The following is a 12,544-nucleotide window of genomic DNA, read 5'->3' as shown; positions in this document are numbered from 1 at the left end:
ATCCTGCGACACGTTTGCAATAACAATCATCGCGGCCGTGCATTCAGTAGAAGTCGTGGCGCAGCCGGCCATCGGCCTGGGCTTGCTCAAGCCACTCCGCCCCAAGCGAGGCACGCAGGACGGCAAGTGACGCCTCGCCCATGGCCAGTCGCCCGCAAAGCACCACGCAGCCCTCGCCATCGAGGAAGTCCGCGACCTCGCGCGCCTTGTCCTCAAGCAGCGTCTGGACATAGGGCCCTCCGCCACGCGACAAGACGAGGTCGAGGCGCTGTAAACGTCCGTCTTCATGCCATTCGCGCATTTCGGCGAAGAGTTGCTCTGCCTGGCCAGCCTCGCGCTCACCAAAGACGAGCCAGCATCGCCTGCCCTGCGCTATCGCCTGCGCGATATGCGGGCGCAGCCCTGCCCAACCCGACCCGGCACCAACCGCAAGCAAGGACCCTTGCCCTGCCGGTGGCCTGAACGAACGGTGCTGGCGAATTCGCCCGGTGAAATTCGACCCGGCGTGATTGGATGCGGCCTGATTGGATGCGGCGGGCTCGATGCTGGTCAGGAGGCCCGATCCACGACCGGCAACACCGCCTTCCACCACTCGCCGGACAAATAGCAGCAGTTCATCGGCACCCGGCAGGTTCGCAATCGAATAATCCCGGAAATGGCCGTCGGGCGTTTCCAGCTCGAAAAGGTCACCTATGTCCCATTCCGGCCTGCCCCCGGCTTCCGGTTTGATTGCCAGCCGATAGAGGCCGTCACTGGTTTGCTCGCCCTCGGGACCGAATGCAGCGTCCGCAACCTGCTTGCGCTCGATGACCTGCCAGCTTTGCCCTCGGTCTTCCGCCGCCGGAACCGGTGGATATCCCTCTTCACCCAAATGCTGGTCCCATCGCGCAAGATCGGCGGGGGCAAGATCGTCCACCGGTACAAGCGGCACGCGAAGCTGCGCGCCACACCGCTCCGCCCAGTTCCACACCCTGAGCGCGAAACCGCAGAAGTCGCTGTAGCGCCGGTCGCCCAGCCCAAGCAGCAGCACCCTTTTGCCGGAAAGGTCGGCATCCGCCGAAAGAACCCTTTGCTCGAAAGCCCGGGCGTTGTCCGGCGCATCGCCATCGCCGGTGGTCGACAGAATGAAGAAGATCTTGCGCGCGGCGTCGAGCAGCTCTGGGGTCAGGCAGTCGGCCTCCAGCAATTGCACTGGTCGGCCGCCCGCAGCGATCCGGGCATGGGTGGCGCGGGCAATGTCCTCGGCATGCCCGGTCTGCGAGGCGAAGACGACGAGGCACTCCGCCTTGTCGATCGATTGCTCGGCGGGCTTCCGCAAACAGAGCCAGCATATCAGCAGCCAGATCCCCACCAGCACGAGCGAGATCGCCCAATGAACGGGATCACCGGAAACTCCGGCAAGGGTATCAATCATCGACCAGCCAGTCCTGCATAGCGGCGCTGCAAACAGGTCGCTCCCCACTCTCGCTGGGAATGAGCAGGCACGGAACTGCCAGACGATTGGCCAATGCCAGGGCGCCTTCCTGCCCGGCGACCAGCAGCGCTGTCGCCAAGGCATCGGCACGCCAGCACTCAGGGGCGAGGACGGTCACGCCAGCCAGGTCGCTCGTGGTTGGCTCACCGGTCGCCGGATCGATCGCATGGGAATAGCGCCGCTCGCCGTGGACGAATGATCGCTGGGCAACGCCCGATGACGCACAAGCCCAGTCGTGGAGAGCCAACCGCATGCGCGGTTCACCGGCGTCTTCCGCCCAGTCCAGATCCACCCACCACGGCATGGCATCGGGCTTGACGCCGCATCCCTTGAGCTCGCCGCCGATCTCGACGAGCACGGATGCGACGCCAGGCTCGGCCTGCAATCGATCCATCAGGAGGTCGACGGCAAAACCCTTGGCAATGCCGCACAGATCGAGCTGGAACCCGGCCTTGCGGATGAGCTCGTCGCCTTGAAGGCAAGGTCGGTCGCCGTGGCGGAGCGAGCGGATTGCACTCAACGCCCCTGCATCCGGCAGGCCATCGCCAACCGCGACCGGTCCGAAGCCCCACAGATCGGTCGCTTCGCCGATAAACGGGTCGAACAGGCCGCCAGTCTGTTGCCAGAGCACCAGCGCATCCCCGACCAGTGCGCGCATCGGTTCGCGCAGTGCCAGCGCCCCGCCATCGGGAAGCCCGTTGTAGCGATTGAGATCGGAATCCGCGATCCAGGGGCTCATCTGCTGGTCAACGAGCGCAAGGATTACCTCGCAAGCCCGCTGAAGCTGTCCGCGCAATACGAACAGCTCGAGCGCGCTGGCGTCATCGCGCATCACCATCCGCACCGACCAGGTCGTGCCGAAGATACGGCCGCCGAAACCGATCTCCTCGCCGGAAGGCAGACGATCAACCGGAGCCAAGACCGGCGGCAGGAACAGCAAACCCTCCGCCGCAGGTGCAGCGCTGGAAACCACTTGCGGCATAGTCTTCAGGGCCGGACGGTGACGCTGACAGCTCCAAGCTCCCTGCTGCCGCTGGCGGATGCGTTGGCAGCCCTGCCCGGCGTCAGGCTGAACGGGACCTTCACCAGTTCCCGCCCGCCATTCTCGCGAACAGCTTCGACGACGACCGAATAATTGCCCGCCGCAAGTCCCTCCAGCCCGCGCAGCGGGATCGTGTGCCGCCCGGGAGCCCGGGTGGGACCTGAAATGCCATCGGAAGGCATGTCCATCGCGCGGCCGCCCTTGCGCCACCACATCCTGAGGTCCGGCAGCCAGCGCGCCCCGATGCGCGCCTGATCGTGCAGGACCGTCACCATCTTTACTTGCTGCCCGCCTTCGTTTTCGATCCAGACGGCGACATAGGGCTTGCGATAGGTATTGACCGACATTCGCGGAATTTCGATCGAGACGCTGCCGCTATTGGCCAGGGCCGGCGCAGGCAGGCCGATGGCTGCAAGGGCCAGGTAGTGTGACGGACGCATGGTGCTCAGCTCCTATAAATGGACAAAGAGAAGATAGGCGATGACAGGCAGGACCGCGCCGAAGCTGGTCAGCGGCCAGGTCGATGGCTGCATGCGCGCCTGCAGCCACAGCAAGCCAAAGCCGGTCAGCGCGAAGATGATGAAGCAGACCGCCGCAAGATCGATCAGGAGCGACCAGACCGGCCCCGCATTGCGGCCCTTGTGCAGGTCATTGAGCATGGCGACGGTGCCACGGTCGATTTCCTCGTGATAGGCCCGGCCCTCATTGAGATCGAGGACCAGGTTGCCGTCCACACCCGGCCGGGCAAGGTCGAACACCATCTCGCCATATTCGTTGCGCGCCAGATGCCCCGACAGATCGACACCGGTGCTTTCGCGAATGGCGGAGGCAAGGTCGTCCGAAAGCGGTGCTTCGGTTTCGATTTCCGCTAACTGCTCGACCACTGCGGGCGGCAGCTCAAATTCATTGAGTTCGCTCACACCTTCGGATTCGAAAAACCCGGCGTGATTCAGGGTGATACCGGTCACCGCGAACAGCATCACAAGCGCAAGGCAGAGCGCCGAACTGATCCAGTGCCATTGCCGCAACTGGCGCTTCCAGAAGCTGGCCCGTGCCGACCGAGCCGAGCCATTCGCCCCCACGCCCTCGCCGGCTGCAGATGCTGTCACCGCTGAACGGATCGCGGGCCGCATTGCGCCAATCCCGGCAAGGTCATTCGAATTGGACAATGTCAGCAGCCTGCCTTTGGGAAGATCGTTATATTCTATTGCGACTCATTTTCAATAGCAGTTAGGCTGGCCCCCAGCCCCTGTCAACGATCATAAAGCCCGAAGGCAACCCGCCACTATTTGCAATTGACTCGCATTAACACCGTTTGTAGTGGCCGGCCGTCACAAGGGGGTAAAATGCGACACTACCAGCTATTCATCTCTGCAAGCGCGCTTGCGCTGTCATCAATTGCGCCGTCCGCTGCGTCGGCTGAGGATGGGGAAGACGCCTACGATTCGCCTCAGGACACGATCGTTGTGACAGGCGAAAAGACTGAGCGGTCCCTGCAGGAGACCACCACCAGCGTCGCGGTGACCACGACCGAGCGGATCGAGCAGGAGAATGTCCAGACGATCCAGGAAATCTACCAGCGCACCGCCAACCTCTCGGAGACCTACGGCGCGTCGGGCTTTTCCATCCGCGGGATCGACCAGCGCGGAGTTTCCGGCGGTGGTGACGGTTCCACGGCCACAGTATTCGTCGACGGTGCGCCTGTGCCGCAGGAGGTGCTATCGAACGGTCCCACCGATCTGTGGGACGTGGCGCAGGTGGAAATCTTTCGCGGGCCGCAGTCGACGATCCAGGGCCTCAACGCGCTGGCTGGCGCGGTGCATATCCGAACGCAGGATCCGACATTCTATTGGAGCCTCCGCGGAAGCGCGGAAGTTTCCTCCTTCGACACGACGCGCTTCGCGATTGCTGGCGGTGGCCCCATCGTGCCGGGTGAGCTGGCCTTCCGTATATCGGGCGAGAAGCGCGATTCCGACGGCTATATCCACAATGTGACGCGCGACGAGCCCGAAGCGTCAACCGACACCACCTCGATCCGTGGCAAGCTGCTCTGGACACCCTCGGCACTGCCCGAGTTCGAAGCGCGTCTCACCTACCATCACTTCGAAACCGAAGGCGGCTATGTCTTCGTTTACACCGACAGGTCGGTGGGCGACTATTTCGAGAACCCGACGAACTCATCGGATTTCCCCAATAGCAGCGTGGTCGATCACGATCAGGTCACGCTCGATCTGCGCTATGACCTGGGGGGCGATTTCTCACTCAATGCCCTGGGGACCTATAGCGATACCGGTTATGTGCGGAAGTATGACGGCGATTTTTCGCCGGAAAGCCTGGCCTATAGCGATATCTCGGGCGCCGAGGAGATCTTCACCCAGGAACTGCGGCTCAACTATGATGGCGAGCGGCTCAGCGGCCTGGTCGGACTATTCTACAACCATCGCGACAGGACCAGGCAGTCGCATCAGGTGACGCTGGTCCAGACGCCAGGCTCAACGATCGCAAATTTGCTTGCCGGATCACTCGGCCAGGAGACTGCCGAGCAGGTCGCCGCACTCTATGTCGATGCGCTGCCGTATATCCCTGTGGATTACACGTCCGATTTCCCCTCGAAGGTGGAAACGATGGCCGTCTTCGCCGATGCGCGGTTCGCGCTGACAGACCGGCTCTCGCTATTGGGCGGCTTCCGTTACGATCGTGAACGCAATCGTATTGGCGGCGAGGCCATTGCGACCTTCGTCGGCACGCTGCCGGATCCCGCAGCTTACGGCCCGCTCGCTCCGGCTTTTGCCGGTGTGAATGCCGCTGTGTTGGGCCTTGTCACGGATGCCAATGGTTCGGCACCGGCGGGTACGCGCACATTCAATGCCTTCCTGCCCAAGGCGGGCATGGAAATGGCCTGGACGCCCGACCTGTCCACCGCCTTCGTAGTGCAGCGCGGATACCGTTCGGGCGGCAGCAGCTTCAACACGGCGCGCTCCCAGCTCTTCGCCTATGATCCTGAATATACCTGGAATTACGAACTGTCGCTGCGTTCCGCCTGGCTCGACAATCGCCTGACGGTCAATGCCAACGCTTTCTATATCGACTGGACCGAGCAGCAGACCAACGCCAACTTCGGCAATGGCACCTATGACGCGCACACGGTGAATGCCGGCAAGTCCCATGTCTATGGCTTCGAGGTCGAAACGGCTTATGACGTGTCGGACACGTTCGATATCTACGCCTCCGTCGGCCACACAAGGACCCAGTTCGACGAATTCATAACCGACGTCGGTTCGATCACGGACCTGTCCGGGCTCGAGTTTCCCTATGCGCCGAAATGGACGCTTGCGGGCGGCGCGAACCTGCGCTTCGGCGGGGGCTTCAACGCCAATCTCAATGCCAGCTATCGTAGCGCCGTCTTCACCGATGTTTCCCATCCGCAGGCCGATGGCCTGGTGGGCGCGAGAACCCTGGTCAACGCCCGGATCGGATATGAGGCGGATTACTGGAGCCTTTCGCTCTACGCCAAGAATCTGCTGGATGAGCAATATGACCAATACGTCAACTCGGTCACCAACTACGCGATCATCGGCACACCGCGCCAAGTCGGCGTAATCCTCGAGGCCGGATTTTGACCGACCTCGCCTTCCTCACGATTTCGGCGCTGATACTGGCTGGCACGGGCGCGGCGGCATGGATGCTACGGCGCTCGTGGCAGGCGAAGGCCGGAAATCCGCAGTGGCGCCTTGCTGGCTGGGCACTGCTGGGCGCATGCCTGATCCTGCCCGCTTTCGCGCTGGGCGAAGCGCGCGGGCCGTTCATCGCGCTTAGCCTGGCCAGCGTGGCAGCGCTTCTCGTCGTTGCAAGCGGTTACAGGCTGCGCGAGCGCAAGTCCGGGCGCAGCAGCCTGGCGCCCGAGCCGGCCGAGCGGCTTTCCACCACCTGGCGCGGTGTACTGCGCTGGTTGCTGGCTGGGCCGGTCGGCATGATCTCGGCAATGGGGCTTGGCATTTGCTACGCGGTCTGGGTCCCCGGCGAGCCGCAAACGCGGCTGGTGGTCGGAGGGATGATCGTGCCCATCGCCTGGGGTGGCGCGATGGCATGGACGCTTGCCGACAGCCGCATCCTGCGCGCCACTACCGTGCTGGTCGGCGTTGCGATCTTCGGCTTCGGCGCATCGATCATGAAAGGCTTCACATGACCGCCAGCAAGAGCGCCGCTCTTCCGAAAAAGCGCAAGCCGCTGATGTCTCGCATTCCCGCCGATTTCGTGCGCGCCGTTCTCAAAGGCCATAGCGGGTTGGGACTGGCCTTTGCCGCAGTGATCTACATCGTCTGCCTATCGGGCACGCTATCGGTATTCGTCGACGAATTCGAGCGCTGGGAAGATGCCAATGCACCGGTTGTGGAAAGCGTTTCTCCCGAGGCGGTGCAGAGCGCATATGAGAGCGCCGTCGCCCGGGCGGGAAGCGGGCTCGAACACGTCTTCATCACCATGCCTGCCGGCGATCTGCCCAGGCTGCGTATCCAGACCGATGCCGAGGAAGATCGCATCTGGTTCGCCGATACGCAGGGGGAACTGGTGACGGAGTCGCATGGGCAATGGTCCACTTTCATCGTCGCTTTGCACGAAAACCTGCACCTGCCGCGGACTTGGGGCATGTTCCTCGTCGGGCTGACAGGCGTCGCACTACTCTCCTCGCTGATTTCCGGTATCCTCGCCCATCCGCGCATCTTTCGCGATGCCTTCCACTTGCGGCTGGGCGGGTCCCGGCGCCTGCAGGAGGCCGACCTGCACAACCGGATCGGTGTCTGGGGCCTGCCCTTCCATGTCATCCTGTCGCTCAGCGGGGCCTTCCTCGGTCTCACAACCATCATCGTCGGGGTGCTCGGGATGGCGGTTTTCGAGGGCGACACGGCCAAGATCTACGCGCTGTTCCAGCCTTCGCCGCCAATCGACAACCCGGCCGCCGCCGATCCGCTCGACCTGCTCCCGATGTTTGCGCAATTGCCGGATTCGGGCGGCCACCTCACCAGTATCTTCATGGAGCATCCAACCGAACAGGGCGGCGCGGCCTTGTTCAACATCCGGTATGACGGGGCGCTCGCAGCCGCCGACTCGCTCGCCTTCGACCGCTCGGGCGAGCTTTACTATGCAAAACGCGCTGAGGATTTCACACTGGGCGAAAGCATTCTCGGCAGCCTCGGTCAGCTTCATTTCGGCTGGTTCGGTGGCGGCGTCATAAAGATCGTCTACGGCCTCCTCGGGCTCGGCCTGACCTATCTTGCCGCGGGCGGCGTCAATATCTGGCTGGCCCGCAAGCGCGACCAGGGCAGGCCAGCCGAACGCTGGGAGAGTATCTGGGATGCGTTCGTGTGGGGACAACCGCTGGCACTGACTGCGGCTGCCCTGTCCACGGTGGCGGCACCGGGCTTGGCTATCGATCTTGCGGTCATGGTCTGGCTCGGCATAAGCCTTGGGTCCCTGGCTGCCGCTGCCGCCTTGCCCGCCCCGACAATTTCAAGGCTCGGTCGCGGTGCGAGCGGAGCGCTGCTGCTGCTCTTGGCGCTGGTTCACATCCTGCTAGCCAGCGGACCCGATGCGGTATCCTGGACCATCGACTTGGTGCTTGCTCTTGCTGGAGCGGTGTTGGTTGCAAGCGTTTTCCCATTCCGGCGAGGCAGGCACACAAAGCATCTCCCCATCGGGGGATGATTTTCTGTATTATTAACCCTTTAGCCAAGAATGCGTGCCGCCTGGGGGTTTCCCTGCGCAGATACGCCCGCTGGTTGCCTCACAACTGCGGTCGTGGCCGCTGACGTCGTAGCCTCACCCATCCGATATACACGGCAGTCACCGAACTGATCAGCCCGGCGATCGACATTACCCAGATGAGCAGGTCGCGAGAGGGGGAAGCCCTCAAGAACAGGTTCAGGTCCCAACGGTGAAACAGGTCGAACAGCCAGCGATAGGTTCGGCGGCGAGTATCCGATTGTCCAAGAAGTTCGCCAGTGGCCGGATCGATATGCACCCAGGTTTGTGCCTCATCGGTGAAACGCAGGCGCAATACTGGCAGGGGCACCTCGCCGCGAACTGCGTACCAATAGGAGTCGGGCTTCGTCAGGGTCTCCGTGGCGGAGATTTCCGCTCCGGGAACCAGCCTGGCCGCAGCAATCTTGATCCGTTCTTCGTTCACGTTGAGCGCGCCAAGCATCGCGGCATCGATCACGCGGTCTTCAAGATCGGGCTCCCTAATGCGGAGCACTGCCTGTCCGGCTGCGGAACGCACCACTACTTGCCGCGCTACCGGCCCAAGCTGCGCCAACTCCGCCAGGTCGGGCTCAGGCAAGCGATCGGTCCCCGCATATTCGCGATAGGCCCCCGCAGAAATCCCTTCGCTTGCGAACAGGCGAAAGGGATCAACCGACAGCCAGCCAGAGAAGACCCACAAGATCAGGAAGACGCTGCCGACCAGTCCCGAAACGTGGTGCCATTTCATCCAGCCGCGATAGGGTGTCATCCCACCGTCCTTGAAGCGCCTCTTGCCCGCTCTCAGGCGCATCAAGCCGATCCATGTCCCGGTCAGCGCGACAAGTATGCACGGTCCCGACACCCACATCACGACCTGCCGCCATACCGGCTGCTCCTCACGCAGGGCGCGTGGATAGAGCCAGTGGGGGATCGAGCCTAGCCAGTTCCAGAACCGCTCCTTGGCATCGGTATCGAGTATAACCTCGCCAGAGGTGGATGAGACATAAAGGACCCGGCCCTCCTCTCCCGCCAGTTCGGCCTTCCAGAGCGGGCGATGGACATCGTAGCCGCCGGGCACGCTCCACTGGTCATTGTAGATGCGGCGCATTGCAGACACCGGCTCCTTGCCAAACCCCTCGGCAATTCGCTGTGCCTCCAGCCTGTCGACAGTAGCGGTCGGCAACCCGCTGTCCGCCCAGACGGCGTAGGGATCGGCATCCCAGGGCAAGAGCCGCCAGACCGGCCGCCCGTCCCGCATTTCAAGCACGATCTCTCGCAGATCCTGCTCCCGGCCCGCATCGTAAGGCCCATGCTCGACCTGCTCCCACGCAATGGGCGTCAGGCCCTGTAACCGCTCCTCATCCTCGAGCGAGGGGAACGGCACGTAGAGCATGACCAGCCCAGATACGAACCACAGGACGAAGAGCAGGCAGGTGGCGATCCCCATCCAGCGATGGGTGAGGTAAAGCCAGCGCTTGAGCCTGTGCCACATCGTGCGGACGGGTCAAAAACTGGCGCGCAGCGTGACATCGACCGAGCGAGGGCGGCCGAGGATCCACTGCTCATTGCCATAGGTGCTGAAGGCATAATCCTCGTCGAACAGGTTGTAGAGCCTGAGATCGACCGCGAAGTTATCCGTCACCGCATAGGATGCGCCGAGGTCCACCACCGTATAGGCCGGGACGCGGAAGGCGTTGGCATTGTCCGTGAAACGGCGCCCGACATAGCGCAAATTGGCGCGGGCCGAAAAGCGGTCTCCGCCATTCCAGCGCAATTCCAAATTGGCCGCCGCTTCCGGAACGCCTGCAGGGGTGTTGTCCTCGAACCCATCGAACTCGTCGAAATTGGCATCGAGCACCGTACCGTTGGCGGAAAAGCCGAAACCGGCCGGCAGCGCGAGGTCGAGGCTTGCCTCGATACCTTGCGAGGAGCGCTGGCCGACCTGCTCGATAGCACCGCCCGGCACCGTCTGGCTGAACAGGTTCTGCTTCACGAGACGATAGGCAGCAAGGGTGAAGCTGCCGCGACCGTCCATGAACAGGCCTTTCACCCCCGCTTCGTATTGATAGCCATCGGCATAGGTCAGCTGGAACTGGCTGGCCGAGCCCGAGAATGTCGTCAGCGTGCCCAGCGGATCGACCGCAGTCGCATATTGCGCATAGAGGGAGATCGTCTCCACCGGCTGGTACACCGCGCCCACGCGCCATGTGGTGCTGGACAGCTTCTTGTAGGCATCCGCTCCGCCATTGAGCGCAGGCGTATCCCCGACAATCGTCGTTCCGCTATCGTCGTAGACCCAGTTCCAGCGCCCGACCTTGTTCTCCTCATGCCGGATGCCGGCGGCCAGCGACAGCTGCTCGGTAATCGCAAGCCGATCCTCGGCATAGATCGCCCAGGTCATGGTATCAGTATGATAGCGCGGGATCAGACCAACCGTATCGAGGAAGAGTCCGGGATCGAAGCCGGTGACCGGCACCAGGTCTTCCTGGTACTCCGAAGCGAACTGGTGCGAGTAGTTCAGCTCAAAATAGTTGACGTCATAGCCGATCAGCAGGTCATTGGAGACACCGCCTCCAAAGGTGCTCGCCAGCGCGGCATGGCCCTGGCTGCCATATTGATCGACATCGTGGATGATGCCGTAATTGTCCGCCCGGTAGATCAGGCCCTCGCCTGCATCGGCATAGGTTTCCAGATTGCGCCACTTGCGGTTGCTGGTGATGTAGTAGGCGGTATTGGCGATGCTGACCGTATCGCTCACCTGCCAGTCCAGCTTCAGTGCGGTCCGGTTGTCGCGATAGCGCATGGTGGCATCGCCGACATTGTAGTTCTCCTCGCGGATCGACGTGTCCAGTTCACCGTCGATCAAAGGCGTGCCGAAATATTTGGTCGGGTTGGCATTGCCGAAATCGTTGCGCAGGGTGAGCGAGAAATCCTCGCTCGGTTTAAACTCGAGCGCACCCGAGATCGCTAGGTTATCGCTCTCGCCGCGATCCACGAAGCCGTCGGATTCGCGGTAGCTCACATCAGCGCGGAAGGCGAACATGTCGCCAAGCGGACCGCCGGCCCCGCCCGCCACGTGCCAGGTATCTTGCGAGCCATAGCCTGCCTCCGCATCGGACTCGTAGCGTTCCGAATTGGGCCCCTTGGGAATGACATTGACGACACCGCCCAGCGCGCCCTGGCCGAACAGCACCGATGACGGACCGCTCAGCACCTCGATACGCTCGACATTCCACGGGTCGGAGGGAAAGGAAATCGAGCCATTGTTGGGGAACAGCCGCACGCCGTCATAGAGCTGCAGCACCGAACCCTGGCCGCTGAAGCCGCGCACCGCAAAGGTCAGGCCGGCATTGCCGGGATTGCCCGCATTGGTGACACCGGGCGCTCGCGACACCGCATCGACGATGGCGATATCGCCACGCGCCCTGATGTCATCGCCATCAACCACGCTGACCGTCGCAGGCGTTTCGAGGATCGACAGGCCGAGGCGGCTCCCGGTCGGACTTTCCTGTGTCAGAGCCTGCTCGCGCTCGCCCGTCACGATGATGCGGTCGCCTGGCTCTTCGCTATCCTGTGCAACTGCCGCCGTAGGCAGCGCCAGCGCGATGGCAAGCAGGGAAGTGGCGGATATATGGCAAGCAGTTGCACGCATTCTTTGTGCGCCTTTCGATCGTTGTCGGATTGTGGAGGCAGGCCCCGGTCAGGCGGAGAGATCGCAGAAGCGGGGCGCTTCGATAGGTAAATTACGGTTATGGCGCGGGGCTGTAACGTTACATGGCGGCCATCATGCCGGCCTCGCATTGTTGAGGACGTAGAAAATCCCGCTCTCGTCTTCGCCGGTCAGTTCGAGCACGCCTTCGACCACGATCAGCCCCTCATCGCTCAAGGGAAAGGCCGTGCTGGCCTTGACCTCGATGAACTGGTTGGGCGCGGCGTGCCAATGAAACGGGCAGCCGGGCGGATATCCCAGGAGGACGAAATGAGTCTGTCGGCGGCCCGGCTCGAATGCGTCCATCCAGCCCGCCACCTTGATGCGCTGCCCCTCCAGCCTGCGGACATGGTCGGTGAATTCGGGGCGCGAGATGATGTAGCCTTCGGCATCGGTTCGCGTGATCTCCCGCGTTGCTTCCAGCACCCGCCAGGAGGTGCCTCCGGGGGGAGTCGCTGCGGGCTGCCAGATATCCTCCTGCTCGGTCCGCTGGAGGTATTGCAGCTGGATGGCACCGGCAGGCAGGGCCGGGAACAGGAGGAGCGCCGCAAACGCAATCAGCTTCTTTCTCATGACTTCTCCT

General features: G+C 62.8%; 10 protein-coding genes. 3 read left to right on the top strand and 7 right to left on the bottom strand.

Features of this window, described 5'->3' with window-relative positions; all coding sequences use genetic code 11:
* Positions 1-43 precede the first annotated feature (43 nt).
* Genes E5222_RS04365 through E5222_RS04350 form a run of 4 tightly spaced genes read right to left on the bottom strand, consistent with a single transcriptional unit; the run spans position 44 to position 3,649 of the window.
* Positions 44-1,414 carry an NADPH cytochrome P450 oxidoreductase family protein gene (locus tag E5222_RS04365; protein WP_169053475.1) on the bottom strand — a complete coding sequence of 457 codons (1,371 nt, stop codon included), beginning with the start codon at positions 1,412-1,414 and terminating at the stop codon, positions 44-46.
* On the bottom strand, positions 1,407-2,414 hold the full coding sequence (locus E5222_RS04360) for an FAD:protein FMN transferase (RefSeq protein ID WP_169053474.1): 1,008 nt from the start codon (positions 2,412-2,414) through the stop codon (positions 1,407-1,409). The genes E5222_RS04365 and E5222_RS04360 overlap by 8 nt, the downstream gene beginning before the upstream one ends.
* Positions 2,415-2,461: 47 nt before the next feature.
* A complete protein-coding gene (locus tag E5222_RS04355; RefSeq protein WP_136692474.1) occupies positions 2,462-2,956 on the bottom strand; it encodes a DUF2271 domain-containing protein in 495 nt (164 codons plus the stop codon).
* Between the two features lie 12 nt (positions 2,957-2,968).
* Positions 2,969-3,649: a PepSY-associated TM helix domain-containing protein gene (locus E5222_RS04350; protein ID WP_136692473.1), complete on the bottom strand. Its 681-nt coding sequence runs from the start codon at positions 3,647-3,649 to the stop codon at positions 2,969-2,971.
* Positions 3,650-3,862: 213 nt separating this feature from the next.
* On the opposite strand from E5222_RS04350, the gene E5222_RS04345 reads away from it, so the two are divergent.
* From E5222_RS04345 to E5222_RS04335, 3 genes are read left to right on the top strand one after another with little or no spacing between them, the layout of a single operon-like run.
* Positions 3,863-6,136: a TonB-dependent receptor gene (locus tag E5222_RS04345; RefSeq protein WP_136692472.1), complete on the top strand. Its 2,274-nt coding sequence runs from the start codon at positions 3,863-3,865 to the stop codon at positions 6,134-6,136.
* Entirely contained in the window at positions 6,133-6,702 is a 570-nt protein-coding gene (locus E5222_RS04340) for a hypothetical protein (protein WP_136692471.1), read from the top strand. The genes E5222_RS04345 and E5222_RS04340 overlap by 4 nt, the downstream gene beginning before the upstream one ends.
* Positions 6,699-8,216 carry a PepSY-associated TM helix domain-containing protein gene (locus tag E5222_RS04335; RefSeq protein WP_136692470.1) on the top strand — a complete coding sequence of 506 codons (1,518 nt, stop codon included), beginning with the start codon at positions 6,699-6,701 and terminating at the stop codon, positions 8,214-8,216. The genes E5222_RS04340 and E5222_RS04335 overlap by 4 nt, the downstream gene beginning before the upstream one ends.
* Before the next feature lie 79 nt (positions 8,217-8,295).
* Here E5222_RS04335 and E5222_RS04330 read toward each other — a convergent pair whose 3' ends face one another.
* From E5222_RS04330 to E5222_RS04320, 3 genes are all read right to left on the bottom strand, one after another.
* Positions 8,296-9,744, bottom strand: a complete 1,449-nt coding sequence (locus E5222_RS04330) for a PepSY domain-containing protein (RefSeq protein ID WP_136692469.1) — start codon at positions 9,742-9,744, stop codon at positions 8,296-8,298.
* Positions 9,745-9,756: 12 nt separating this feature from the next.
* Positions 9,757-11,904 (bottom strand): TonB-dependent receptor, encoded by a 2,148-nt coding sequence (locus tag E5222_RS04325; protein ID WP_136692468.1) that lies wholly within the window; start codon positions 11,902-11,904, stop codon positions 9,757-9,759.
* Between the two features lie 132 nt (positions 11,905-12,036).
* Positions 12,037-12,534: a DUF3299 domain-containing protein gene (locus E5222_RS04320; protein ID WP_136692467.1), complete on the bottom strand. Its 498-nt coding sequence runs from the start codon at positions 12,532-12,534 to the stop codon at positions 12,037-12,039.
* Between the last annotated feature and the right edge of the window lie 10 nt (positions 12,535-12,544).

This window comes from Alteraurantiacibacter aquimixticola (assembly GCF_004965515.1).
GTDB lineage: Bacteria > Pseudomonadota > Alphaproteobacteria > Sphingomonadales > Sphingomonadaceae > Alteraurantiacibacter > Alteraurantiacibacter aquimixticola.
Note: the sequence above shows the minus strand (reverse complement) of the source record. Positions and strands in the feature narration are given on the sequence as shown.